The sequence below is a fragment of the Streptomyces mutabilis genome (assembly GCF_046628145.1).
GTDB classification, from domain to species: domain Bacteria; phylum Actinomycetota; class Actinomycetes; order Streptomycetales; family Streptomycetaceae; genus Streptomyces; species Streptomyces mutabilis.
The window spans coordinates 5,235,471-5,260,476 of sequence record NZ_CP176874.1 but is presented as its reverse complement, the minus strand read 5'-3'; the positions used below and the strand labels follow the sequence as shown (position 1 = coordinate 5,260,476).

At 72.8% G+C, this 25,006-nt stretch carries 16 protein-coding genes; 6 read left to right on the top strand and 10 right to left on the bottom strand.

All coding sequences use genetic code 11. The features are described 5' to 3' along the window. Window positions 1-28: 28 nt before the first annotated feature. From ACLIN4_RS23835 to ACLIN4_RS23820, 4 genes are read right to left on the bottom strand one after another with little or no spacing between them, the layout of a single operon-like run. Window positions 29-670: a GTP-binding protein gene (locus ACLIN4_RS23835; protein ID WP_179342542.1), complete on the bottom strand. Its 642-nt coding sequence runs from the start codon at window positions 668-670 to the stop codon at window positions 29-31. Then, entirely contained in the window at window positions 651-1,094 is a 444-nt protein-coding gene (locus tag ACLIN4_RS23830) for a DUF742 domain-containing protein (RefSeq protein WP_100046676.1), read from the bottom strand. Before ACLIN4_RS23830 ends, ACLIN4_RS23835 begins: the two co-directional genes overlap by 20 nt. Next, on the bottom strand, window positions 1,091-1,603 hold the full coding sequence (locus ACLIN4_RS23825) for a roadblock/LC7 domain-containing protein (protein ID WP_107478591.1): 513 nt from the start codon (window positions 1,601-1,603) through the stop codon (window positions 1,091-1,093). Before ACLIN4_RS23825 ends, ACLIN4_RS23830 begins: the two co-directional genes overlap by 4 nt. Continuing rightward, window positions 1,600-4,620 (bottom strand): nitrate- and nitrite sensing domain-containing protein, encoded by a 3,021-nt coding sequence (locus ACLIN4_RS23820; RefSeq protein ID WP_411576183.1) that lies wholly within the window; start codon window positions 4,618-4,620, stop codon window positions 1,600-1,602. The genes ACLIN4_RS23825 and ACLIN4_RS23820 overlap by 4 nt, the downstream gene beginning before the upstream one ends. Window positions 4,621-5,070: 450 nt before the next feature. Between ACLIN4_RS23820 and ACLIN4_RS23815 the strand changes: the two genes are divergently transcribed. Further along, window positions 5,071-5,862 (top strand): protein phosphatase 2C domain-containing protein, encoded by a 792-nt coding sequence (locus tag ACLIN4_RS23815; RefSeq protein ID WP_289908762.1) that lies wholly within the window; start codon window positions 5,071-5,073, stop codon window positions 5,860-5,862. Window positions 5,863-5,894: 32 nt separating this feature from the next. Here ACLIN4_RS23815 and ACLIN4_RS23810 read toward each other — a convergent pair whose 3' ends face one another. After that, window positions 5,895-6,389: a MarR family winged helix-turn-helix transcriptional regulator gene (locus tag ACLIN4_RS23810; protein ID WP_043379991.1), complete on the bottom strand. Its 495-nt coding sequence runs from the start codon at window positions 6,387-6,389 to the stop codon at window positions 5,895-5,897. A gap of 252 nt (window positions 6,390-6,641) precedes the next feature. Here ACLIN4_RS23810 and ACLIN4_RS23805 point away from each other — a divergent pair, with 252 nt between their 5' ends. Next, window positions 6,642-7,469: a lysozyme gene (locus tag ACLIN4_RS23805; protein WP_100046681.1), complete on the top strand. Its 828-nt coding sequence runs from the start codon at window positions 6,642-6,644 to the stop codon at window positions 7,467-7,469. An 80-nt stretch (window positions 7,470-7,549) separates the two neighbouring features. Here the strand turns inward: ACLIN4_RS23805 and lon are convergent, their stop codons facing one another. Then, window positions 7,550-9,973 (bottom strand): endopeptidase La, encoded by a 2,424-nt coding sequence (gene lon, locus ACLIN4_RS23800; protein ID WP_100046682.1) that lies wholly within the window; start codon window positions 9,971-9,973, stop codon window positions 7,550-7,552. Between the two features lie 161 nt (window positions 9,974-10,134). Here lon and ACLIN4_RS23795 point away from each other — a divergent pair, with 161 nt between their 5' ends. The 4 genes from ACLIN4_RS23795 to ACLIN4_RS23780 all read left to right on the top strand — a co-directional run bounded on the left by ACLIN4_RS23795 (window position 10,135) and on the right by ACLIN4_RS23780 (window position 16,944). Further along, on the top strand, window positions 10,135-10,833 hold the full coding sequence (locus tag ACLIN4_RS23795) for a spermidine synthase (protein ID WP_269957289.1): 699 nt from the start codon (window positions 10,135-10,137) through the stop codon (window positions 10,831-10,833). Between the two features lie 122 nt (window positions 10,834-10,955). Continuing rightward, complete coding sequence (locus ACLIN4_RS23790) at window positions 10,956-11,696, top strand: response regulator transcription factor (RefSeq protein WP_043380000.1); 741 nt, start codon at window positions 10,956-10,958, stop codon at window positions 11,694-11,696. After that, on the top strand, window positions 11,693-12,817 hold the full coding sequence (locus ACLIN4_RS23785) for a sensor histidine kinase (protein ID WP_107478587.1): 1,125 nt from the start codon (window positions 11,693-11,695) through the stop codon (window positions 12,815-12,817). The genes ACLIN4_RS23790 and ACLIN4_RS23785 overlap by 4 nt, the downstream gene beginning before the upstream one ends. 281 nt (window positions 12,818-13,098) lie before the next feature. After that, window positions 13,099-16,944, top strand: coding sequence for a multifunctional oxoglutarate decarboxylase/oxoglutarate dehydrogenase thiamine pyrophosphate-binding subunit/dihydrolipoyllysine-residue succinyltransferase subunit (locus ACLIN4_RS23780; protein WP_289908764.1), 3,846 nt, complete (start codon window positions 13,099-13,101; stop codon window positions 16,942-16,944). Between the two features lie 81 nt (window positions 16,945-17,025). On the opposite strand, the gene fxsT is transcribed toward ACLIN4_RS23780, so the two are convergent. The 4 genes from fxsT to ACLIN4_RS23760 all read right to left on the bottom strand — a co-directional run bounded on the left by fxsT (window position 17,026) and on the right by ACLIN4_RS23760 (window position 25,000). Then, a complete protein-coding gene (fxsT, locus tag ACLIN4_RS23775) occupies window positions 17,026-20,028 on the bottom strand; it encodes an FxSxx-COOH system tetratricopeptide repeat protein (RefSeq protein WP_289908765.1) in 3,003 nt (1,000 codons plus the stop codon). A gap of 75 nt (window positions 20,029-20,103) precedes the next feature. After that, on the bottom strand, window positions 20,104-21,390 hold the full coding sequence (locus tag ACLIN4_RS23770; RefSeq protein ID WP_289908766.1) for an aKG-HExxH-type peptide beta-hydroxylase: 1,287 nt from the start codon (window positions 21,388-21,390) through the stop codon (window positions 20,104-20,106). Then, window positions 21,387-21,647 (bottom strand): hypothetical protein, encoded by a 261-nt coding sequence (locus tag ACLIN4_RS23765; RefSeq protein ID WP_143657507.1) that lies wholly within the window; start codon window positions 21,645-21,647, stop codon window positions 21,387-21,389. The genes ACLIN4_RS23770 and ACLIN4_RS23765 overlap by 4 nt, the downstream gene beginning before the upstream one ends. 107 nt (window positions 21,648-21,754) lie before the next feature. Beyond that, window positions 21,755-25,000 (bottom strand): SAV_2336 N-terminal domain-related protein, encoded by a 3,246-nt coding sequence (locus tag ACLIN4_RS23760; protein WP_411576182.1) that lies wholly within the window; start codon window positions 24,998-25,000, stop codon window positions 21,755-21,757. Between the last annotated feature and the right edge of the window lie 6 nt (window positions 25,001-25,006).

The window sequence follows — 25,006 nt, the reverse complement described above, 5'->3', positions numbered from 1 at the left end:
GACGCTCCTAAGGGGACTGCTCGGGGGACTACTCGGGGGTTTCGTCGAGCGCGTGGCCCACGAGGGACAAGAGGGTCTCGATGGCCGAGATTCGGCGGCGCGCATCCATGATCATTACAGGTATGTGCGCGGGGATCGTCAACGCCTCCCGCACGTCCTCCGCCTCGAACAGCTCGCTGCCGTCGAAGTGGTTCACCGCGACGACGTACGGCAGTCCGCAGCTCTCGAAGTAGTCCAGTGCCGGGAAACAGTCCTTGAGGCGGCGGGTGTCGGCCATGACGACGGCGCCGATCGCGCCGCGCACCAGGTCGTCCCACATGAACCAGAACCGCTGCTGTCCCGGCGTGCCGAACAGGTAGAGCACCAGGTCGTCGTCGAGCGTGATGCGGCCGAAGTCCATGGCCACGGTGGTGGTGAGCTTGCCCGGCGTGGCGGTGAGGTCGTCGGTCTCCTCGCTCGCCTCGGTCATCAGCGCCTCGGTCTGCAAAGGCGTGATCTCCGAGACGGCGGTGACCAGAGTGGTCTTGCCGACGCCGAAGCCGCCGGCCACCACGATCTTCGTGGCGATGGGCGCGCGCGTGCGGTCCGCCTGCCAGGGCTGCATGGTCTCGTCCGGGTCGACGAGCGGGGAGACGCCGTAGGCGGCGGCGTCAGAGACGACGGAGTCCACTGAGCACCCTTTCGAGCAGAGCGCGGTCCGGACGGCCCGTTCCGTGGCCGGTTCCGGTGCCGTACACACGGATCTTTCCCTGGTCCGCCAGGTCGCTGATGAGGACGCGGACGACGCCGAGCGGCATCTTCAGCAGCGCGGCGATCTCGGCCACCGTACGCATGCGGCGGCACAGTTCGACGATGGCCCGCATCTCCGGCATCACGCGGGAGGTGAGGCCGCCGTTCGTCAGTTCCTTGCGCTCCTCGGCGGCTTCCAGCGCGGCGGTGCCGGCCGTCGCGCCGACGAACGTCTCCACGAGCAGGACGTGGCCGAAGCGGGTGCGGCCGCCGGTGAGCGAGTAGGGGCGTACGCGGGCGGGTTTGCGGTCGGCGCCGCGTACGGGGAGGCTCCCGCGGCCGTTCTTTCCGGGACTGCTGCTCATCGGGCGCTCCCCGTCGACTCGGACGACTCGGACTCCAGGGATTTCCGCAGCTCGCTGCGGAGTTCGGGAGTCAGGACGTGGCCGGCGCGGCCGACGAAGAGCGCCATGTGGTACGCGACGACGCTCATGTCGCAGTCCGCGGAGCCGTGCACGCCGAGCAGCGAGCCGTCGCTGATCGACATCACGAACAGGCTGCCCTCGTCCATGGCGACCATCGTGTGCTTCACGTTGCCGAACTCCATCAGCCGGGCGGCGCCGACGGTCAGGCTGCCGACGCCGGAGACGACGGTGGCGAGGTCGGCGGCGGAGCCGCGCGGGCCGGTGCGGCGCACGGTCTGTGCCGCGCGGGCCGCGTCGTTCCTGTCCTGGTCGGAGGAGAGGAGCAGCAGGCCGTCGGAGGAGACCACCGCGACCGATTGGATGCCGGGGACCTCCTCGACGAGGTTGGTCAGCAGCCAGTGGAGATTGCGGGCTTCGCTGCTCAGGCCGAAGGTACTGGGCGCGGTCAACTGCTTGCCTCCTCGACAGTGCCCCCCGTGGCTTCTTCGGTTGTCCCCGCTGCGGCGGACGGCGCCTCGTGCTGCTCCGTCCGGTCGGCGATCTCCGCCTCGACGTCGCGGCGGCCGGCTTCCGCACCGCGGCGGAACCCTCCCAGGCGACGGCGGAGTGCCTCGGCGTCGACGGAACCCGACGTGCGCGGCCTCGGTGCCGCGGCGGGGGTGGTGAGTTTCGGGGTCCGCTTGGGCAGGCCCTTGTCGGTGACGGGTTCGGCCGGTTCGCTGCCTGTGACCTCGTCCGTCCGCGAGGCGCCCTCGTCCGGCGTGCGGTCGTGGGCGTCGGGGCCGATGGCGTAGGGGTCCGGAGTGGGGTCCGGCGCCCGGGTGGGTTCCGGCTCCGCTGCGGGCTCGGGCTCCGCTGCGGGCTCGGGCTCCGGTGTGGGCTCGGGCTCCGGTTCCGGGGTCCTGTCCCGGTCCTGCTGTCCTGCCTGGGCAGGGATCAGGAGAGCCATGGTGGTGTCGTCGGGGAGGTCGTGACCTGTGGCGCCCCCGGTGCCCGGTTCCGGGTCCGGTGCCTGTTCCGCCGCGGGCTCCGGCGCCGATGCGGGCTCCGGCCGGGGCTCCGCTTCGTCGGCGGGGCGCGTCTCCGGCCGCGGCTCGGGCGTCGGCCCCGTGCCCTCCGGTTCGTCGGTGCTTCCGGGCCTGCGAACCTCGTCCGCGCCCTCCGCCTCCGCCCGCCGTACGGCCTCTTCCGCCGAGGCGACCAGCGGGTCCGCGTCCTTGTGCGCGCCCTTCTCCGCACGGCCCTGAAGGACGTTGGAGTTGGCCTCCGCGTCGGCGCCCGGCAGGGAGTAGGAACCCGTGTCGGTCATCTGCACGCTCGGGGCCAGCGCGGCCGGCGGTGCCGCCGCGAGCAGCGGGGCCGGGAGCACGACGACGGCCGCGACACCGCCCTGCTTCTGCTCCCGCAGCCGCACCCGCGCCCCGTGCCGGTGGGCGAGCCGGGCCACCACGTACAGGCCGAGCCCGAGCCCCTCGTCGCCTTCCTGGTCGTACGGCGCCGCCGGGTCGAAGTCGGTGAGGCGGGCGTTGAGCCGCTGGAGGCGTTCGGTGGCCATGCCGATGCCCTCGTCCTGGACGGAGAGCATCACCTCGCCGTTCTCCAGCAGCCAGCCGGAGACCTCGACGGGCAGGTCGGGCGGCGAGAAGGAGGTGGCGTTCTCCATCAGCTCGGCCAGCAGGTGGGAGAGGTCGTCGGCGGCGAATCCGGCCACGTGCGCGTGCGGCGGCAGCGCGGCGATGCGGACCCGCTCGTACCGCTCGATCTCGCTGACCGCGGCCCGGACCACGTCGACCAGCGGCACCGGTGAGGCGCTGTGCTGGACGTGCTCGGTGCCGGCGAGGACGAGGAGGTTCTCGCTGTGCCGGCGCATGACGGTGGCGAAGTGGTCGAGCTTGAACAGGGTGGCCAGACGGTCCGGGTCCTGCTCGCGCTCCTCCAGGCTTTCGATGACCGCGAGTTGCCGCTCGACCAGGCCGAGGGTGCGCAGCGCCAGGTTCACGAAGGTGGAGCCGATGCTCTTGCGGACCACCTCCAGCTGGGCGGCGGACCGGTCGAGTTCGGCGCGCAGTTCCTCGCGGGCGTCGGCCATCTTCTGCCGCTGGGCGACGAGGTGCTTGCGGTCGGACTCCAGCGTGTTGACGCGCTCGGCGAGGGTGACGGCGTGCGCGTGCAGGGCGTTGACGGAGCGGACGACCTGGGCGAACTCGTCGTTGCGGCCGGTGAAGGCGACGGCCTCCTCGGCCGCCGGGTCCTGAGCCTCCGCCAGCCGGGCCGAGCCGCGGCGCAGCACCGACAGCGGGCGGGTGAGGGTGCGGGCCATGGCGGTGGCGATGCCGACGGCGAGCAGGAGCAGGGCGCCGAGGGCGGCGATCCGGATCTCCAGCGTGGTGACGTCGTCGTCGCGCAGCTTCTCCAGGTCGGTGACGCGCTTCTCGTAGAGGGCGGACTCGGCGCCGCGCATGGCGTCGATCCGGGCGGAGAGCGCGGCGTCCAGCCGCTTCGCGCTGGTGTCGAGGTCGTCGTCGGAGAGCGTCGGCTCGTCCGTGAGGTCGGCGAGGTACTTGTCGGCGGAGTTGACCTCGGGGCCGGCGACCGTGGCGTCGAAGCTGTCCCGCGCCTCCTTGGGCGCGCCCTCGCGGAAGTCGGCGAGGGCGGCGTCGGAGCGCACCCGGGCCTGCTGGGCTGCGGCGGCGAGCGCGTCGCGCTGCTCGGCGTCGGCGCCGGAGGAGGTGGTCGTCTCCGTCGGCAGGCCCGTGACCGGGTCGATGACGGTCTCGGTGCTGCTCGGCACGTTGAGGGCCGCGAGCAGCAGTCCGCGGGTGGCGGAGGCCTGCTGGACGGCGGTGTCCAGCTCGGCGAGGGCGTACGCCCCGGCACCGGCCCGGGGCGGCATCTGCTCGGCCAGCTCCTCGGCCAGCGCGTGGAGTTCGGTGATCGCCTCCGAGTACGCCTCATGCGCTTCGAGCGCGGTGCTCTTGCCGGTGAGGGCGGCCCGGCGCAGGGAGGCGATGGCGTCCAGGTCCTCGCGCAGGGAGGCGGGCGTGTCGGTGTCGGCCCGCAGCTCCTCCACCTGGCGGTCGACCCGGGCGCTGCGCTGCTCGGAGAGCGCCTTCGACTCGGGGCGGCCGGCGGCGATGTACGGGGTGACCTCGTCGCGTTCGTCGGCGAGGGAGTGGGCGAGGGTCAGCGCGCCCTGGGTCCGCTCGGCGAGCGTCACCAGTTCCTGGGAGTCGTGCAGTTGCCCCGAGGCGGCAACGACGGACGGGGCTCCGGCTCCGGCGACCGCGGCGGCCACGACCGCCACGGCGACGATGAGCCGGTTGCGTACGTGGGTGGGGCGGCCCTTGCCGACGGGAACCGCCGGCGGCGCCGGGGTGGAGGTGCCCGGGGTGCGCTCCGCGCTCCCCGCGGGGGCCGTCTGCTTGTCCTTGCGACGAGGCCGCGTCTTCTGCACCGGTGCTCGCATTCCTGACTCGTGTACCCGTGGGCGCGGGTGGCGCTCCGTCAACTGGCCGGCCGGCGCGTGCACCCTCCGCCACGCTCCGGGTTGCTCCCCGACCGCCGACTGCGCTTCGGACGGGGGCACCGCGTGAGCAGGGCAGGCCCGCCACCGGTCCCCGACCCTCCCAGTGCCGGTGGGCGGTGGGCGCGCATCATCCGACCCGCCACCCGAAGGAGTGAACCTCGGACGGGAGTTGGTGGGCAAGTTCCGGTGGCTCTTGCGACTCGCCCGCGCGGCGCGCCGGTTGGACGTCTGCGACGGGCGGTGGCACTATGTGCCGCCACGCGTTGACGGAGTGTCGTATTCCGCCCCAAAAGCGGCGGCTGACCTGCACCACAGCGTCGATTCCGGGAGATCCCGCGGAAGATGCCGACCTTTCGCGGACAGCGTGAAGGGGTCGTGCAGACTGGCTGGATGCGCACGGAACTCGTCTCGGAACCCGGACTCGCCGACCACCCCAACGAGGACTTCGCGAGCGTCGGACTACCGGCCTCGGGACAGGGTGGTTCGCTCGTCGTGCTGGACGGCGTGACGCCGCCGAGGAGCGAGACGGGTTGTCTGCATTCCGTACCGTGGTTCACCGCGCGCCTCGGCGGAGCACTGACCGAACTGACCGTTTCACTCCCGGATGTTCCCCTCGCCGAAGCCCTGTCCCGCGCCATCTCGCGTACCTCGGCGGCACACGCGGAAACCTGTGACCTTTCTCACCCGCGCACGCCGCAGGCAACCGTGGCGCTGGCCCGCTGGTCCCCCGCGTCCGTCGAGTACCTGGTCCTGTCCGACTCCGCCCTGCTGGTGGAGGCTCCCGACGGCACGGTCACGCCCGTCCTGGACGACCGGCTGGCCCGGCTGCCCCGCTCGGCCCTCGCCACGGACGCGCTGGTGGACGCCCATTACCGCAACAAGGAGGGCGGTTTCTTCACGGCCGCGGCCGACCCGTCGGTGGCGGCGCGGGCCGTGACGGGGGCGCTGCCGCGCTCCGAGGTGCGGACGCTGGCGGCGCTGACGGACGGGGCCGGGCGGTGGGTGGAGAAGTTCCGCGAGGGCGACTGGGCGGACTTCCTGGCGCTGGTGCGCAAGCAGGGCGCACAGGCTCTGGTGGACCGGGTGCGGGAGCTGGAGCGCGCGGACGCGGCGGGCTCGCGGACGTACCTGGGCCGCAGCAAGACGCACGACGACGCGACGGTGGCGTACGCGGAGCTCTAGAACGCGCGCGAGGGCGGCGGCGCTCGGCGGCGCTACCTCTCCATCCCCCGGTTCAGCTCGTGCAGCAGCCGGGCCAGTTCGGTCACCTCGCGCGGGTCCCAGTCGGCGAGCCGGCGGGCGTAGCGGGCGCGGCGGGCCTCGCGTACCCGGCCGACGCGGGCCTTGCCCTCCGGGGTCAGGGTGACCAGCCAGGCCCGGCCGTCGGCGGGGTCGGGCTCCCGGGCGACGAGGCCGAGTTCCTCCAGGGCGCGCAGCTGGCGCGACATCGTGGCCTTGCCGACGCCGATGTAGGCGGCGAGCTCCGTGGCCCGCTGGCCGCCGCACTCGCCGAGCCGCACGAGGAGACCGTACGCGGACGACTCCAGGTCGGGGTGGACCTCGCGGGCCATCTCGCCCTGGTTGGCCCGGGCCCGTCGCAGCAGCACCGTCAACTCCCGCTCGAGCGCCAGGAATTCGGGTTGGTTCACACCACTGCCGGACACCGCGGATTCGACTCCGCGACCGTCGCCGTTCCCGTCCTCGTGCACGTCAGCCCCTGCCTCGATTTTCCCGGTCCTGAAAGTTTCCGCCACGGGACGCCATCACCGCAGCTCGGCAAGTATTTCGCAGGCTTAGACCAACGGCAGCTCCCGACCCCTCTTCCCACCCGCCGTTCTACGTGCGTAGCGTTTCCCCGGGCCAGGCGGATGGCATGCGCACGCCACACCGGCACGTCCCGCCGGGTCCCTCCCCACCCGCGCATCCCCCACCGAGCACCACCGAGCCATCGGAGGCACGTCATGCTCGTGCACAGATCGGGATCGGCCCGCGGGCGGCGCTTCGCCGTCACCGGGATTCTGCTCGCCGCGTTCTCCCTGGTGTTCACCGTCCCCGCCCACTCCTCACCGGACGCCGACACCCCGCCCCGCGGCTCCGCCCACATGGGCATGGGCGTCGTGGAGCATGACGGGCGGCACGGCACGCCGGTACCGGGCGGCGCCACCCAGACGGAGGGCGTGGACGTCTCCAGCCACCAGGGCAACGTCGCCTGGTCGACCCTGTGGAACAGCGGGGTCAAGTGGGCCTACGTCAAGGCCACCGAGGGGACGTACTACGAGAACCCCTACTTCGCCCAGCAGTACAACGGCTCGTACAACGTCGGCATGATCCGCGGGGCGTACCACTTCGCCACGCCGGACACGACCAGCGGCGCCGCCCAGGCCAACTTCTTCGTCGACAACGGCGGCGGCTGGTCCCGCGACGGCAAGACGCTGCCGGGCGCGCTGGACATCGAGTGGAACCCGTACGGGGCCACCTGCTACGGCAAGACGCAGAGCCAGATGGTCTCCTGGATCCGCGACTTCCTGAACACCTACAAGGCCCGCACCGGCCGCGACGCCGTGATCTACACGGCGACCAGCTGGTGGACCCAGTGCACCGGCAACTACGGCGGTTTCGCGGCGAACAACCCGCTGTGGATCGCCCGCTACGCCTCGACGGTGGGGACACTGCCGGCGGGCTGGTCGTACTACACGATGTGGCAGTACACCTCGTCCGGGCCGACGGTCGGGGACCACAACAAGTTCAACGGGGCCCTGGACCGCGTCCAGGCTCTCGCGAACGGCTGACGCTCCCGGCGCGCACGGCGAGGGCCCGGACTCCGCGCGGAGTCCGGGCCCTTCCCTTCACTCGTCCGGCCACGCGTCCGTCACGCGGCGACCGGAACCTCCGGCTCCGCACCGCTCGTCGCGGGTGCGAGGGCCAGCTCGAGGACCTGCCGGACGTCGGTGACGGTGTGGACGTCGAGCTTGTCCAGCACCTCCGCCGGGACGTCGTCCAGGTCGGGCTCGTTGCGCTTGGGGATGATCACCGTGGTGACGCCCGCCCGGTGCGCCGCGAGCAGCTTCTGCTTGACCCCGCCGATCGGCAGCACGCGGCCGGTCAGCGACACCTCGCCGGTCATCGCCACGTCGGTGCGGACCAGCCGTCCGGAGAGCAGCGAGGCCAGCGCCGTGGTCATCGTGATGCCGGCGCTCGGGCCGTCCTTCGGCACCGCGCCCGCCGGGAAGTGGATGTGCACGCCCCGGTCCTTCAGGTCCGCCACCGGCAGCTCCAGCTCGGCGCCGCGGCTGCGCAGGAAGCTCAGCGCGATCTGCGCCGACTCCTTCATCACGTCGCCCAGCTGACCGGTCAGGGTCAGACCCGACGCGCCCGTCTCCGGGTCGGCCAGCGACGCCTCGACGTACAGGACGTCACCGCCCGCCCCGGTGACCGCGAGGCCCGTCGCGACACCCGGCACGGACGTGCGGCGCTCGGCCGGGTCCTGCGCGGACTCCGGCACGTGGTGCGGCCGTCCGATCAGGTCGCGCAGGTCGCCCTCGGTGACCGTGAAGGGCAGCTCCCGCTCCCCCAGTTCGTGCTGGGCCGCGACCTTGCGCAGCAGCCGGGCGATCGACCGCTCCAGGGTGCGCACGCCCGCCTCCCGGGTGTACTCCCCGGCCAGTTTGCGCAGCGCGCCCTCCTCGACCTTGACCTCGTCGCCGTCGAGCCCGGCCCGCTCCAGCTGGCGCGGGAGCAGGTGGTCGCGGGCGATGACGATCTTCTCGTCCTCGGTGTAGCCGTCGAGACGGACCAACTCCATGCGGTCGAGCAGGGCCTCCGGGATGGCCTCCAGGACGTTGGCGGTGGCGAGGAAGACCACGTCGGACAGGTCCAGCTCGACCTCCAGGTAGTGGTCCCGGAAGGTGTGGTTCTGCGCCGGGTCGAGGACTTCCAGCAGGGCGGCGGCCGGGTCGCCCCGGAAGTCCGAGCCCACCTTGTCGATCTCGTCGAGGAGGACGACCGGGTTCATGGAGCCCGCCTCCTTGATCGCCCGTACGATCCGGCCGGGCAGCGCGCCGACGTACGTACGCCGGTGGCCGCGGATCTCGGCCTCGTCGCGCACGCCGCCGAGGGCGACGCGGACGAACTTGCGGCCCATCGCGTGGGCGACGGACTCGCCGAGCGAGGTCTTGCCGACGCCGGGCGGGCCGACCAGGGCGAGCACGGCACCCCCGCGCCGCCCGCCGACCACGCCGAGGCCCCGGTCGACGCGCCGCTTGCGCACCGCCAGGTACTCGGTGATGCGCTCCTTCACGTCCTCCAGGCCCGCGTGCTCGGCGTCGAGCACCGCCTGGGCGCCCTGGATGTCGTAGGCGTCCTCCGTGCGCTCGTTCCACGGCATCTCCAGGACCGTGTCGAGCCAGGTGCGGATCCAGGAGCCCTCCGGCGACTGGTCGGAGGAGCGCTCCAGCTTGTCGACCTCCTTGAGCGCGGCCTCGCGGACCTTCTCGGGCAGGTCGGCGGCCTCCACGCGGGCGCGGTAGTCGTCGGACTCCTCGCCCTCCTGCTCGCCGTTGAGCTCACGCAGCTCCTTGCGCACGGCCTCCAACTGGCGGCGCAGCAGGAACTCGCGCTGCTGCTTGTCGACGCCCTCCTGGACGTCCTTGGCGATGGTCTCGGCGACGTCCTGTTCGGCGAGGTGGTCGCGCAGCTGACGGGTGGCGAGCTTCAGGCGCTCGACCGGGTCGGCGCTCTCCAGCAGCTCGACCTTCTGCTCGGTGGTGAGGAAGGGCGAGTAGCCGGAGTTGTCGGCGAGCGCGGAGACGTCCTCGATGGCCTGGACCCGGTCCACGACCTGCCAGGCGCCGCGCTTGCGCAGCCAGGCGGTGGCCAGCGCCTTGTACTCCTTCACCAGTTCGGTGACCTGGCCGGGCAGCGGGTCGGGCACGTTCTCCTCGACGCGCGTGCCCTCGACCCACAGGGCGGCGCCGGGGCCGGTGGTGCCGGCGCCGATGCTCACCCGGTGCCGGCCCCGGATCAGGGCGCCCGGGTCGCCGTCGGCGAGGCGGCCCACCTGCTCGACGGTGCCGAGGACGCCGGTCTTGGCGTAGGTGCCGTCGACGCGCGGGACGAGCAGGACCCGGGGCTTGCCGGGCTCGGACCTGGCGGCGGCCTGGGCCGCCTCCACCGCGGCCCGTACCTCGGCGTCGCTCAGGTCCAGGGGGACGACCATTCCGGGCAGGACCACTTCGTCGTCGAGCGGCAGCACGGGCAGGGTGAGCGGTGTGAAGGCGGCGGACTCAGCAGCCATGATCTCCCCTTCGGCAGTCAAGTTGAGTTACATCGACTCAATGAAAGAGAGTCCATGATTGTTCCCCAAGGCGTGTTCGCTCTGAGCGATCAAGCGCGGGCACCGCGTCTCTCCGGGGAGCACCGCCGGACCGTCCGGCATTCCTTTGCCAGGATGGGCCGATGCCCACCACTTCCCACGCCCCCTACGACACCCCCGAAGTCCTGGACCGTCGCGAGGGCCCGCACGGCGAGGTCGTCCTGCGCCGGCACGGGGCACTACTGCAGATCATCGCGAACGGCTGCTTCCTGATGGACACCTCCGACGGGCGCTCCGAGCGGCGGCTGGTCGACGCGGCGGCCGAGGCGCTCGCCGCCTCCGCCGGGCCGTCCGCGCCGCACCTGCTCATCGGCGGTCTCGGCGTCGGCTTCTCGCTCGCACACGCGGCCGCCGACCCGCGCTGGGGCCGGATCGCGGTCGTCGAACGCGAGCGCGCCATCATCGACTGGCACCGGGACGGCCCCCTGGCCGCACTGTCCGCCGAGGCACTGGCCGACCCCCGCGCGCAGATCGTCGAAGCGGACCTGGTGCGTTACGTCAATGAGACTTCCGACACGTACGACGCCCTCTGCCTCGACATCGACAACGGCCCCGCCTGGACCGTCACCGAGGACAACGACGGGCTGTACACACCGGCCGGACTGGCAGGCTGCGCACGGGTGTTGAGGCCCGGCGGGGTGCTTGCCGTATGGTCCGCCCAGCCCTCTCCGGAATTCGAAGAAACCTTGCGTAATGCCGGGTTCCAGCAGGTGCGTACCGAAGAGATCCCCGTTGCCCGGGGCGTTCCGGACGTCGTCCACCTCGCCGTCGGGCCTGGATAGCAAAGCCGCGGCCGATCCCCGTACGCTGCTGCCCTGACGCGGTCATTCAAGCGTCAATCGCAGTCATGCGCAGACAAGGGATCACCCCACTGATTCCGGTAAGCACACCTCAGGGGCGGGCGATGGAGCAGACACAGACCTCCCACAACGGCACGGCGACGGCGACCCAGGGCGCGCAGCGCCGGGTGCTGGTGGTCGAGGACGACCAGACGATCGTCGACGCCATCGCGACCCGCCTGCGCGCCGAGGGGTTCCTGGTGCAAACGGCGGGCGACGGTCCGGCCGCCGTCGACACGGCCGAGGCATGGCAGCCCGACCTGCTGATCCTCGACATCATGCTGCCGGGCTTCGACGGCCTGGAGGTCTGCCGGCGCGTGCAGGCCCAGCGCCCGGTGCCGGTGCTGATGCTCACCGCGCGGGACGACGAGACGGACATGCTGGTCGGGCTCGGCGTCGGCGCCGACGACTACATGACCAAGCCGTTCTCGATGCGCGAGCTGGCCGCGCGCGTGCACGTGCTGCTGCGCCGGGTGGAGCGGGCCGTGGTGGCCGCCTCCACGCCGCGCAGCGGCATCCTGCGCCTCGGTGAACTGGAGATCGACCACGCGCAGCGCCGCGTGCGGGTGCGCAGCGAGGACGTCCACCTCACGCCCACCGAGTTCGACCTGCTGGTCTGCCTGGCGAACACGCCCCGCGCGGTGCTCTCCCGGGAGCAGCTGCTGGCCGAGGTCTGGGACTGGGCGGACGCCTCCGGCACCCGGACCGTCGACAGCCACATCAAGGCGCTGCGCCGGAAGATCGGCGCCGAGCGCATCCGCACCGTGCACGGCGTCGGGTACGCGCTGGAGACGCCGACGCCATGAGCGAGGGACGGGAGGCCGCACGGAGGAGCCCCGGCCCCCGGAGCGCCGGGGAACCCTGGGGCGGCGTACGCCCGTTCTCGATCAAGACCAAGCTGGGCGCGCTGGTCGTCACGTCGGTGCTGATCACCACGGGTCTGTCGGTGATCGCGGTGCACACCAAGACGGAGCTGCGCTTCATCACGGTCTTCTCGATGATCGCCACGCTGCTGATCACCCAGTTCGTGGCGCACTCGCTGACCGCGCCGCTGGACGAGATGAACGCCGTGGCCCGGTCCATCTCGCACGGCGACTACACCCGCCGGGTCCGCGAGAACCGCCGCGACGAGCTGGGCGACCTGGCCGTCACCATCAACCGCATGGCCGACGACCTGGAGGCCCAGGACCTCCAGCGCAAGGAGCTGGTCGCGAACGTCTCGCACGAGCTGCGCACTCCCATCGCGGGCCTGCGCGCGGTGCTGGAGAACATCGTCGACGGGGTCACCGAGGCCGATCCGGAGACCATGCGCACGGCGCTCGGCCAGACGGAGCGGCTCGGCCGGCTGGTGGAGACGCTGCTCGACCTCTCCCGCCTGGACAACGGGGTCGTACCGCTGCGCAAGCGGCGCTTCGAGGTGTGGCCGTACCTGTCGGGCGTGCTGAAGGAGGCCAACATGGTCGCCTCCGCGCGGGCGGGCATCGCCACCGGTTCCGGCAGTCACACCCGCACCGACGTGCACCTGGCCCTGGACGTGTGCCCGTCCGACCTCACCGCCCACGCCGACCCCGAGCGCATCCACCAGGTCGTCGCCAACCTCATCGACAACGCGGTCAAGCACAGCCCGCCGCACGGCCGGGTGACGGTCCGGGCGCGGCGCGGGGAGCTGCCGGAGTCGCTGGAGCTGGAGGTCCTCGACGAGGGTCCCGGCATCCCGCGCTCGGAGTGGCGCCGGGTGTTCGAGCGGTTCAACCGGGGTTCGGTGTCCCGGCCGCACGGTCCGGGCAGCGACGGCGGCACCGGACTGGGCCTGGCGATCGCCCGCTGGGCGGTGGATCTGCACGGCGGCCGGATCGGTGTGGCCGAATCCGAGCGGGGATGCCGGATTCTCATCACTCTTCCGGGCCTGCCGTCGACTCCGAGTTGACGTAGGGTTCGAAACGGAGCGTCAAGATCCACTGGCGTCCGCGCTGACGGACACGTGTGATCAGGCACAGGCCCGCGCCTTCCCGGCGCCGGGTCGCGGTCTCCCCTTCCCGCACGCAACGGAACCTCGCTTGTTTCCCGCCATTTCCAGCGCCGAAACGCAGTCTGCGATGTGACTTACGCGACGATGAACGGGCCCGGTCTGACCTTCCGGGCCGGGGAGGCGTAGCCTTGATTCCCGCTGTCCACCATCTTGTGAAGCGGAAGAGGGCGGTTCTCGCCGTGTCGCCACAGTCCCCCAGTAACTCGAGCATCTCGACCGACACCGACCAAGCGGGCAACGCGGGCAAGAACCCCGCGGCCGCCTTCGGTGCCAACGAGTGGCTCGTCGACGAGATCTATCAGCAGTACCTCCAGGACCCGAACTCCGTGGACCGAGCCTGGTGGGACTTCTTCGCCGACTACAAGCCCGGAGCGGCCGCTGCCCAGCCCGCCCCCGGCGCCGCGGCCCCGGAGTCCGGCAGCGCCCCCCAGGCCGCCCCCGCGCCGCAGGCGCAGGCAGCAGCCCCGGCCGAGCCGAAGGCGGCCCCCCAGCCGGCCGCCCCCGCGAAGCCGGCCGCGCAGCCCGCCGCTGCCGCCCCCGCGGCTCCGGCCGCCCCGGCCGCGAAGCCCGCCGCCGCGCCGGCCAAGCCCGCCGCCAAGCCGCAGGCCAAGGCCGCCGCGCCCGCCGCGCCCGCCAAGGACGCCGACTCCGCGCCCGAGGGCCCGGAGCTGGTGACCCTGCGCGGCCCCGCCGCCGCGGTCGCGAAGAACATGAACGCCTCCCTGGAGCTGCCCACGGCCACGTCCGTGCGCGCGGTCCCGGTGAAGCTGCTGTTCGACAACCGCATCGTCATCAACAACCACCTCAAGCGCGCCCGGGGCGGGAAGATCTCCTTCACGCACCTGATCGGCTACGCGATGGTGCAGGCCATCAAGGCCATGCCGGCGATGAACTACGCGTTCGGCGAGAAGGACGGCAAGCCGACGCTGATCAAGCCGCCGCACGTCAACCTCGGCCTCGCCATCGACCTGGTCAAGCCCAACGGCGACCGCCAGCTGGTCGTCGCGGCGATCAAGAAGGCCGAGACCATGAACTTCTTCGAGTTCTGGCAGGCCTACGAGGACATCGTCCGCCGCGCCCGCGACGGCAAGCTGACGATGGACGACTTCACCGGCGTCACGGTCTCCCTGACCAACCCGGGCGGCCTCGGCACCGTCCACTCCGTGCCCCGCCTGATGCCCGGCCAGTCGGTCATCATGGGCGTCGGCTCCATGGACTACCCGGCGGAGTTCCAGGGCACCTCCCAGGACACCCTGAACAAGCTCGGCATCTCGAAGGTCATGACGCTCACGTCGACCTACGACCACCGGGTCATCCAGGGCGCCGCGTCCGGCGAGTTCCTCCGCCAGGTCGCCAACCTGCTGCTCGGCGAGAACGGCTTCTACGACGACATCTTCAAGGCGCTGCGCATCCCCTACGAGCCGGTCCGCTGGCTCAAGGACATCGACGCCTCGCACGACGACGACGTCACCAAGGCCGCCCGCGTCTTCGAGCTGATCCACTCCTACCGGGTCCGCGGCCACGTCATGGCCGACACCGACCCGCTGGAGTACCAGCAGCGCAAGCACCCCGACCTGGACATCACCGAGCACGGGCTTACCCTGTGGGACCTGGAGCGCGAGTTCGCCGTCGGCGGCTTCGCCGGCAAGTCCCTGATGAAGCTGCGCGACATCCTCGGCGTGCTGCGCGACTCGTACTGCCGCACCACCGGCATCGAGTTCATGCACATCCAGGACCCCAAGCAGCGCAAGTGGATCCAGGACCGCATCGAGCGCTCGCACACCAAGCCGGAGCGCGAGGAGCAGCTGCGCATCCTGCGCCGCCTGAACGCGGCGGAGGCCTTCGAGACCTTCCTGCAGACCAAGTACGTCGGCCAGAAGCGCTTCTCCCTGGAGGGCGGCGAGTCCGTCATCCCGCTGCTGGACGCGGTCATCGACTCGGCGGCCGAGTCCCGCCTGGACGAGGTCGTCATCGGCATGGCCCACCGAGGCCGGCTGAACGTCCTGGCCAACGTGGTCGGCAAGTCGTACGCGCAGATCTTCCGCGAGTTCGAGGGCAACCTCGACCCGAAGTCGATGCACGGCTCGGGCGACGTGAAGTACCACCTGGGCGCCGAGGGCACCTTCACCGGCCTGGACGGCGAGCAGATCAAGGTCTCGCTGGTCGCCAACCCCTCCCACCTGGAGGCGGTCGACCCGGTCCTGGAGGGCGTCGCCCGCGCCAAGCAGGACATCATCAACAAGGGCGGCACGGACTTCACCGTCCTGCCGGTGGCGATCCACGGCGACGCGGCCTTCGCGGGCCAGGGCGTGGTGGCCGAGACCCTGAACATGTCGCAGCTGCGCGGCTACCGCACCGGCGGCACGGTCCACGTCGTCATCAACAACCAGGTCGGCTTCACCGCCGCCCCGGAGTCCTCGCGCTCCTCGATGTACGCCACCGACGTGGCCCGCATGATCGAGGCCCCGATCTTCCACGTGAACGGCGACGACCCGGAGGCCTGCGTCCGCGTGGCGCGGCTCGCCTTCGAGTTCCGCCAGGCGTTCAACAAGGACGTGGTGATCGACCTCATCTGCTACCGCCGCCGCGGCCACAACGAGACCGACAACCCGGCCTTCACCCAGCCGCTGATGTACGACCTGATCGACAAGAAGCGCTCGGTGCGCAAGCTCTACACCGAGTCCCTCATCGGTCGCGGCGACATCACCCTGGAAGAGGCCGAGCAGGCGCTGCAGGACTACCAGGGCCAGCTGGAGAAGGTCTTCACCGAGGTCCGCGAGGCCGTCTCCCAGCCGGCCGCCGCGGAGCCCTCGGACCCGCAGGCCGAGTTCCCGGTGGCCGTGAACACCGCGGTCACCGCCGAGACGGTCAAGCGGATCGCCGAGTCCCAGGTCAACATCCCCGACCACATCACCGTGCACCCGCGGCTGCTGCCGCAGCTGCAGCGCCGCGCGGCGATGGTCGAGGACGGCACGATCGACTGGGGCATGGGCGAGACCCTCGCCGTCGGCTCGCTGCTCCTGGAAGGCGTCCCGGTCCGGCTGTCCGGCCAGGACTCGCAGCGCGGCACCTTCGGCCAGCGGCACGCGGTGGTCATCGACCGCGAGACGGGTGACGAGTTCACCCCGCTGCTGTACCTGTCCGAGGACCAGGCCCGGTACAACGTCTACAACTCCCTGCTCTCCGAGTACGCGGTGATGGGCTTCGAGTACGGCTACTCGCTGGCCCGCCCGGACGCGCTGGTGATGTGGGAGGCGCAGTTCGGCGACTTCGTCAACGGCGCGCAGACGGTCGTGGACGAGTTCATCTCGTCGGCCGAGCAGAAGTGGAACCAGACCTCCGGCGTCACCCTCCTGCTGCCGCACGGCTACGAGGGCCAGGGCCCGGACCACTCCTCGGCCCGCCCGGAGCGCTTCCTGCAGCTCTGCGCGCAGAACAACATGACGGTCGCGATGCCGACCCTGCCGTCGAACTACTTCCACCTCCTGCGGTGGCAGGTGCACAACCCGCACCACAAGCCGCTGGTCGTCTTCACCCCGAAGTCGATGCTGCGCCTGAAGGCCGCGGCCTCGAAGGCGGAGGAGTTCACGACGGGCCAGTTCCGCCCGGTCATCGGCGACGACTCGGTCGACCCGGCCGCCGTCAAGAAGGTCGTCTTCACCGCCGGCAAGGTCTACTACGACCTCGACGCCGAGCGGAAGAAGCGCGGTGTCACGGACACGGCCATCATCCGCATCGAGCGCCTCTACCCGCTGCCGGGTGCCGAGCTCCAGGCGGAGATCGCCAAGTACCCGAACGCCGAGAAGTACCTGTGGGCCCAGGAGGAGCCGGCGAACCAGGGTGCCTGGCCGTTCATCGCGCTCAACCTGATCGACCACCTGGACCTGGCGGTCGGCGCCGACGTCCCGCACGGCGAGCGCCTGCGCCGCATCTCGCGCCCGCACGGCTCGTCCCCGGCCGTCGGTTCCGCCAAGCGGCACCAGGCGGAGCAGGAGCAGCTGGTGCGCGAGGTGTTCGAGGCGTGAGCCGCTGACCGGCCTCGCCCACGCGCGAAGGGGCCCGGCCCCGAGTCCTCTCGACTCGGGGCCGGGCCCCTTTTCCGCGGTTCAGCCGAGGTAGGGCTCGAAGTCCCAGTACGGGCGGGTGCGCTGCCGGGCGGAGAGGGTGTGCGGGTGCTGGGCGCCCAGCGTCCGGGTCAGGGCCAGCAACGCGTCCTCCTCCAGCTTCGCCGCCTCCTCGTGTTCCCGGGCGGCCCGCAGATCGGCGGCCAGGGCCACCTGGCAGGACAGGGTCAGCGGGTGCTCGCCGCCCAGCGTGCGCCGGGTCCGGCGCACCGTGTCCCGGCCGAGTTCCACCGCGTCGGCGATCCGCCCGTTGAAGTTGCGCGCGCCGGTGGTGCACAGGGCGCAGCCGAGCACCCAGGGGTGGTCGGGGCCCAGGGTGGCGGTGAGTCCGGCCAGGGCCGCCTCGAACATCGACATGGCCTCGGCCCGCTCGCCGGCCGCCTGCATGATCAGCCCGGTGTTGGCGAGCATGCCGGTGGCGACGGGGTGAGCGGGCCCGAGCAGCGCCCGGTACCCGGCCTCGGCCTCCTCGATGAGCTCGCGGGCGTGACTGAGGTCGCCGTGTTCGCGGAGGTAGTTGCCGTAGTTGGTGAGGAAGGCGAGGGTGCGGTAGTGCTCACGTCCGTGGACCTGTGCCAGCTCGTCCAGCAGGCTCGCCATCTCGGGGCCGATGTCGTGCGTGGGCCCGCCCCCTCGGCGGCGGCTCATCACCAGTTGGGTGCGTGCTCCCAGGGTCTGCGGATGCTGCGGACCCAGCACCTGCAGGTGCAGCCGGACCGTCGGTTCCTGGCGTGCGAGCGCGTCCCGGTAGCGGCCGAGCAGCCGCAGGTCGTGCGTGACGGCGCTCGATGAGTTGAGCGTGCTGATGTGCCGGGCCCGCAGGACACTCTCGCGAATGCCGTAGTTCTCCAGGTCGAGTTCGTACGCCTCGGCGAACCGGCCGAGCAGGCGCAGGCTGACACCGAGGTTGTGCCGGGCGACCATCGTGGCGGTCTCGTTCGGGCCGAGCAGGCGGTCGGTGCCTTCCAGGACCTCGTGCTGCAAGGCGTATGCCTCGTCGTAGCGCCCCAGGTGGCGCAGGCAACTGGCCATCGCCCCCTGGGTGGTCAGCTCCGCCAGCGGGTTGGTGCCGGGCGCCGCCTGCAGCCGTTCCAGGACGGCTCGGTCGAGGTCGTACGCCTCCCGGAACCGGCCGCTGACCCGCACCATGGTGCTCTCCTCCCGCGTCAGGTCCAGCATCTGCGGGGACAGCGGGGGCAGGAACGCGGCCCAGCGCTCACGGGTCCGCCTGGCCAGGTTCAGACCGGTGGTGTACTCCCCGCTGCGGGAGCAGTAGCGCAGGCAGTTCAGCACGGTCTCCTGGACGCGGGGCCGGGTGCTTTCGAGCGCGCCCGAGGGCTCCAGGTGCGGCAGCAGTTCGGCGTACCGGGGCCAGTTCCGGCTGTCGTGGGGGTTCCCGGGGTCGGCTTCGGCCAGCAGGGTGCGCACCGCCCTGCGGTGGCTGTCGCGCTGATCGTCTCCGGTCAGCTTGGAGACGATGTCGTGGACGAGGCGGTGCATGTGCACCGACTCCTGGTGCGGGCCCATCTCCATGCCGGCCGGGCCCCGGGTCTCGCGGGTGAGGACCGAGTACTTCACCAGGGTGTCCAGCGCCCGGGACCAGGCGGGCAGGTCCGCCGTCATCCAGCGCAGGTTCTCGGGGAGATCGGCGTGCGGGTAGGCGCGGATCAGTCCGAGCGGGATACGCCCGGGGGCGAAGGAGGTGCACAGTCCCAGCACGTCGATGGCCTGCGGCTGGGCCCGGCGGAACCGGTTGAGCAGTATCGACCAGGAGGTCATGGAGGACTGGGGGAAGCCGTCGCCGGTGACGGGCTCGTCGACGGTGGAGAGCCGGCGCTCGCGCACCATCCGCAGGTACTCGGACACCTCCATGCCGGACTCGCCGAGCCAGGAGGCCGCCTGGACCAGCGGCAGCGGTACGTCACCGAACTCGGCGGCGACCTCCTCCGCCTCGGCGGCGTTGATGTGACCTGCCCTGCGCATCAGGTAGGCGACGGACTCGGCGCGCACGAAGCCGGGGACCTCCACGGCGTCCGTCCGCTCGCTCCAGGCCCGGTTGCGGGACGTGATCAGGACGTGGCCGGATCCCTGCGGGAGCAGGGAGTCGGCTCCGTCGGTGTCGTCCCAGCCGTCGAAGATCACCAACCACTTCTGGTACGGGTCACCGCGGCGCAGGGCGTTGCGGACCGCGCGGATGCGCTCGCCGGGTTCGCTGCCGCTGCGCAGACCGAGTTCGACCGCGAGTTCGCCGAAGCGGTCGCGCTGGATGTTGCGGTCGTCCGAGTTGACCCACCAGACCACGTCGTAGTCGGTGCTGAAACGGTGCGCGTACTCGGCGGCGAGCTGGGTCTTGCCGATGCCCGACATGCCCAGCAGCGTGCAGGCGGCCGCTCCGTGCTCGGCGTCCGCGAGGCGCTGGTGGATGGTGGTGAGCAGGTCGTCGCGGCCGGTGAAGCGCGGGTTGCGGCGCGGCACCTCGCCCCAGACGTCGCATCGCGTGTCGGGAAAGCGGACCCGGGTCGCCGGGTTCCGCGGGGTGGGCAGCGGCGCCAGACCCAGCCGGGCGAGCAGGCGCTCCTCGACGGCTTCCTCGCTCAGCCCCCACAGGCTGGCCGGTTCCAGTACGGCGGTGGCGGGCAGCAGCGGGCGGTTGGTGAGGTTGACGGCGGCGAAGCGGTCGGCGTGCGCGGCGACGAAGCCGCGCAGCGCGTCGTTCCACTCCCCCGCCGGGCGCGGACCGAGCTCGAAGAACCAGTCGTTGAGGACGAGAAGCACGCGTCCGCTGGACAGCAGCAGGTCACCGAGGGAGTCCTCCAGCGGGACCTCCCGCGGAGGGTCCCAGCGGTGAAGTGTGGCCCGGTGGCCGTGGCGTTCCAGGCACTGCTCGATCCACGCCGCCCATGAGCGGTGATAACCGGGGAAGACCACAAGAATGTGCTCGGAGGCCGTCGCACCGCCCCCGCCGGACCGCCGCTGTTCCGCCATCACCGCTCCCTGTCCCGCCGCGTCCGCCGCGCTCGCGCACACGCTAACGCAACGCGGTCACACTCGTGCGCTCCGTCATGTCGAGTTTCGGGCGGCCACACCGAGGCTCTCGTGGTGCCCGCGCATCTCCCGCACGAAACTCCGTCCCGCGCAGGTCAGTTCGTCGGATTCGCGCAGTACGGCCAAGGCTGCTCCGACCTGTTCCCGGTACCGCGCGAAACGCTCGGCGGCCCGCTGCCGCCACTCCTCGGGCACGGCGGCGGCGCGCTCCGCCCGCGACCACAGATCGAGCAGGGCCAGGTGGGCGTAAGCGCCCTGGAGCACCGCCGGGACGGGGCGGGGGTCCGGCCGCCACGCCACCTGGTGCAGGGTGCCGCCGGGACGGCACAGGCTCACGGCCTCGCCGAGGGCGGCCAGCTTGCTGTGGTGGGTCTCGTGCACCAGCGTCTCCGCCAGTTCCGGCGCGTCGGCGGGCATCTGGGTCAGCACGGCGCCCGGGGCGGCACGCAGTGTCGCGCCGGTCGGGATTCCCGCCCCGCGCCCGGTGGCGAGCGGTACCACGGAACGCACCAGCGCGTCCGTCTCGGTGACCCGCCCCGGGTCGGTCGCCGACAGCAGCGCGCGGGCCAGCCGCCACCGCCCCGCCCACGTGCGGTACTCGGTGCGGTCGCTGTCCGCCGCGGGAGCGGTCGCCCTGCCGATGCCCCGGGACGGCACCCGGTAGGGGTCGAGGTCGTCGAGGACCGTGTCACCGCCCGGCAGCTTCCGCAGCGCGCGCCAACCGCTTCCCTCCTCCTCCGGTCCCGGTGGCCCGGCGTCCGGCCCCGTCCGGCCGGTGCGCGGGTCCACGGCACCGGGGCCGGCATCCGCGGTGAGCCGCGGTGGCCCCGCGCCGCCGCTCGCCCGGGCCCACCCGGAGGTGCTGCGCAGCACGCCCAGGCCGGGCAGCGCCAGCAGGCCCGAAGGGGCCGTGAGCCTGCCGGACGGCGCCCGGCCGGACCGGACGGCGGCGGCGACCGCGACGCCCCGCAGGTGGGGCAGATGGGCCTCGAAGGCGGCCCCCGGCCGCGCGGCGAGGGCCTCCGTGAGCCAGGCGCCGACCGTGGGGTAGTCGAGGACGTCGCGCACCGCGGCGCCGTCGGCCCGTTCGGCACGCTCCAGCAGCGCCCAGTCGTCCTCGAAGTCCCGGTGCGCGGCAGGGGACAGCGAGGAGCTCTGCCGTTCGACCCGGACCAGGAGGGCTTTGAGGAGCAGCATGCGACGCGCGTGGATCGCGGCACGCAGTGCCGCCGTCGCGGCGGGCAGGGGGCGGGTCCTGGCGAGTGCGACGAAGACGTCGGGCGGTACGGACGCCGGAGTCATCCCCTGGACACCCGAGTCGGCGGGGACTCGGCGAGTTGGGCCGAAAACGTGCACTCCCCGGAGCCGTCCGGCATCAGCCGCTCGCTGTCACCGGAATGCCAGACCTGCTGGAACTCGTCGGAGCCCGCCAGCACCCGGTCGACGGCCGCGATGAGTTCCGGATCGTCCATGGCACGCAATGTCCGCAGGTCGGCATCGGTGAGACCGGGCAGCAGCACGGTCGGTCCGGCGCTCCCGCCGCGACCGGACGTTCCCATCCCCTGCTCCGCCACCCTCGGCTCCTCCCTGCCCACGTCCTGCCCCGTCCCCTCGCGATGGTTGCCCAGTTCTTCCCGACCGTCCGAAGACGGAAACCCTTTACGGATCAACTGCGCGCAAACTCAGCCCCGTTGACTTGCTCCTCCCAAGGATGCCAAGGGGGTGAGAGCCGCCTCCACTCCTCCTCGGGCACGGCCCGGGACGGGGCCGTGGGTGTCTGTCCCGCCGCGAGATCGCCCTCCGCACGGCGGGTCAGTTCCACGTCGTCCCAGTCGACCTCCCGCAAGGACCCGGTGAGCCGCTGCCACTGCTCCCGCGCCGCCCGGTAGGCCGCGCCGGCCGCGCTCGGCCGGCCCAGCAGCACCAGCACCGCCCCGCGCCCGTGCCGGGCCCGCGCCACCGTCACCGACCCCGGCCCGTCCGGGTACGCCTCCTGGGCCTCGCGCTCGGCGTTCTCGTACGCCTGCAGCGCCTCGAACAGCACGGGCGCCCCGGCCCGGTACCACCCTTCGAGCCGCACCCTGCCGAGCTGCAGCCAGGCCTCGGCCCGTACCCCCACGTCGGCCGCCGCCCGCACCGCCTGCCCCAGCAGGTGCCGGCTCTCGAACAGGTCCGGCAGGAAGCCGAGGTGGCGGAAGCGCTGGGCGAGGGCGCTGCCGACGAGTGCCTGCAGCCGTCCGCGCTGCGCGGATCGGGCGGGCAGGGCCTTCAGCGCCTCGCGCAGGACGTTCTCCGCGCGGTCCACCAGACCCGCGCCGTCCTTGCGGGAGGCGCGGCGCAGCAGCGACTCGCCCCAGGCCGTGAGGAGTTCGCAGCGTCGGGTGCTCTCGGCCGGGGCCAGCATGACGGCCGTCTCGTAGGCCGCGTCGGCCTCCCCCGGTTCGCCGGCCGTGTCGTGGAACGCGGCACGGGCGACGAGGCAGGGCAGTCTCAGGGCGGGGTCGTCGCCGGCGGCCCGCTCCGCCCGCAGCAGCGCTTCCCGTGTCGCCGCCTCGTCCGCTCCCGCGCCGCGCAGCGCCCGCACCAGGTCGAGCAGGGCCCGGCTGCGTACGGCGTGGGGGGCGCCTGAGTCGTCCAGCAGGGCGCAGGCCGGGCGCAGGTCGGCGGCGGCCTCGTCGTGGCGCCCCAGGTCCAGGAGGAGCCGGCCCCGGCGCAGCAGCCTGGCCCGGTGGACGGCGCGCCAGGTCTCGGCCTCCCGGTGGTCCGGGGCGGGCCCGGTCTCCGTGGCGGGCGCGGTGGCCCGGCGGGTGGCCTCGGGCCAGGGCGGCGTGTCGGGCGCCAGGACGGCGAGCGCGGTCGTGAGGTGGTCCGCGTCTTCGGTGACGCGCCACAACGCGTGCAGTCCGGCGGCCAGTTCGAGGGCGGACTCCGCTTGCGCGGGGCTCTGGTCGGGCGCCGAGCGGCGGGCGGCCGCCAGGTGCTCGGTGGCGGCGGTGAGGAGGTCCACCCGGCGCTCGTGGGCGCGGCCCGCGACCGTGTCGGCCTCGGCGCGCAGCACCCGGCCGAGGACCAGCCGGGCCCGTACGACGTCGCCCTCGTCGACCGTCGTGGCGTCGGTGCCGGTGGCGGCGCGTACCGCGGCCTCCGCGTGCTCCCTCGCCCGGTGCAGCACCTCGGGGTCGGCCAGCGTGCGCCACTGGCCGAGCAGCCGCTCGGCCTCCGTCAGGGGCTCGGGGGTGACCAACTCGGGCAGGTAGAAGCGCAGCACGCGGGCGGGGACGCGGGCGAAGAGTTCGGACTCGGGGGTGTCGCCGGCGGGCGGGCCGAAGCCGTCGTCGGTGACCGGCCCGGCGTCGTCGGCACCCGCGTCCTGGCCCGCGAGGCGGACCGCGGCCAGCGCGGCGAAGTTGCGGGTGCCCTTGCCGAAGCGGCGCTCCACGTACGCCGAGCAGTGCTTGAGGACGAGGCCGGCCGTGTCCTGGTCGAGGGTGCTGAGCAGCAGGTCCTGGACCCGCCCCGGGTAGGTGAAGCAGGGCTGTTCCTCGGTGCCCGGCAAGCGGCGCAGCAGTCCGCCCAGCAGGACCTCGGCCAGTTCCATGGGGCCGGTGTCGGGGAGCATGGCGCGCTGCACGAGTTGCATCACGGGAAGGGTGAGCGGCGCGGCGGCCAGGTACACGGCGAGGCGGAGGGCGCCGGGCGAGGCGGTCGCCCGGAACGCGCGCACGAGTTCGTCGTCGCCGCGCGGCACCCCGTCGGCCGGGGCCGCCGGTGCGGGGCGGTGCGCCGTCCTGGCCGCCCAGGCACGCTCCCTGGTGGGGCCCGTGCCGGCCAGCAGCCGCGCCCAGGTCTCGAACGCCTCGGGGGTCGGCTGGAGCACCGGTACGGCCGCGACGGGCGCGTCCGGCTCGTCCCACGGCTCCTCGTCCGGGTGGAAGGTGAGGCGCCCGCCGAGGTCGGCCGGGCGGACGAGCAGGCCCGGCTCAGCGGGCAGCGCCGTGCGGCCCCACAGCCGGGGCGGGAGGGGCTGGACGATGGCCAGGGGGGAGGAGCGCGGCCAGGACCGCAGGAGCCGTTGCGCCCCGCCGCTGTGCCACTGGGCGCCCACGCAATCGCTGATCAGCAGGGTGACGGAACGGCCCGAGGGATCGTGGAGTTCGTCCGGCGATCGCAGCCTGAGCGGCCTGCCGGGCTCGGCGGCCGGACCGATCGCCGGGTTCCCGGTGGCGTCGGCGTACAGGTGGTGGACCCGGACGGCGGCGAAGGCGCCGGACTGCCGGCAGGCCTGGCTCAGCTCCTCCGCCAGTTGTCCCCATACGGCCATGGTGGGGCCGGTGTCCATCAGGAGGTGGACGTCGCACCGGCGGCTGCGGCCCGGCCGCGGTACGGGCAGCAGGATCCCGCTCGCGGCGGCGCGCTCGGCCGTGGCCTCCTCGTCGACGCCGCCGTCGGCGGGCGGGGTGCCGGCGACCCGGTAGCGGCCGAGGGTACGCAGGGCCTTCTCCAGACCGAGGAGGCCGGGCAGCGCGTTGGCGGCGGGGGCGCGCACCGGGAAGGTGGCGTGGGCGCCACCGCCGTCCTGCGTCCGGCCGGTGGTGGCGGCGGCGCGCAGCGGCACCGGGGTGGACGCCCTTGTTCCGGGGGCGGTGGGCCCGGGGTCGGGCCGAGGCGTGCCGCGGTCGGTGGTGGCGGGTTCCCGGGGCTCCGGCGGCGGTGGGGCGACCTGCCCCGTCGCCTGCGCACCGGCCGGTTCGGAGCCGGGGCCGGTGAGGGGGTCACGGAGGGCGGCGTCGTGGGGCGGCGTCGCGCCGAGCCGTCGGGCCAGCCAGACGGCGTCCGCGACGTCCTCGGCGGTCACGTCGAGGCCGGCGCGGCGCAACCGGCCGATCAGCTCTTCCAGCGGCGCGCCCTGCATCGGGCC

Excerpts from the sequence above, each read along its gene's own strand:
- ACLIN4_RS23820 (WP_411576183.1), bottom strand. The coding sequence starts at position 4,620 with ATGCGAGCACCGGTGCAGAAGACGCGGCCTCGTCGCAAGGACAAGCAG.
- ACLIN4_RS23805 (WP_100046681.1), top strand. The coding sequence starts at position 6,642 with ATGCTCGTGCACAGATCGGGATCGGCCCGCGGGCGGCGCTTCGCCGTC.
- lon (WP_100046682.1), bottom strand. The coding sequence starts at position 9,973 with ATGGCTGCTGAGTCCGCCGCCTTCACACCGCTCACCCTGCCCGTGCTG.
- ACLIN4_RS23785 (WP_107478587.1), top strand. The coding sequence starts at position 11,693 with ATGAGCGAGGGACGGGAGGCCGCACGGAGGAGCCCCGGCCCCCGGAGC.
- ACLIN4_RS23770 (WP_289908766.1), bottom strand. The coding sequence starts at position 21,390 with ATGACTCCGGCGTCCGTACCGCCCGACGTCTTCGTCGCACTCGCCAGG.
- ACLIN4_RS23760 (WP_411576182.1), bottom strand. The coding sequence starts at position 25,000 with ATGCAGGGCGCGCCGCTGGAAGAGCTGATCGGCCGGTTGCGCCGCGCC.
- ACLIN4_RS23795 (WP_269957289.1), top strand. The coding sequence starts at position 10,135 with ATGCCCACCACTTCCCACGCCCCCTACGACACCCCCGAAGTCCTGGAC.
- ACLIN4_RS23765 (WP_143657507.1), bottom strand. The coding sequence starts at position 21,647 with ATGGGAACGTCCGGTCGCGGCGGGAGCGCCGGACCGACCGTGCTGCTG.
- ACLIN4_RS23830 (WP_100046676.1), bottom strand. The coding sequence starts at position 1,094 with ATGAGCAGCAGTCCCGGAAAGAACGGCCGCGGGAGCCTCCCCGTACGC.
- fxsT (WP_289908765.1), bottom strand. The coding sequence starts at position 20,028 with ATGGCGGAACAGCGGCGGTCCGGCGGGGGCGGTGCGACGGCCTCCGAG.
- ACLIN4_RS23790 (WP_043380000.1), top strand. The coding sequence starts at position 10,956 with ATGGAGCAGACACAGACCTCCCACAACGGCACGGCGACGGCGACCCAG.
- ACLIN4_RS23815 (WP_289908762.1), top strand. The coding sequence starts at position 5,071 with ATGCGCACGGAACTCGTCTCGGAACCCGGACTCGCCGACCACCCCAAC.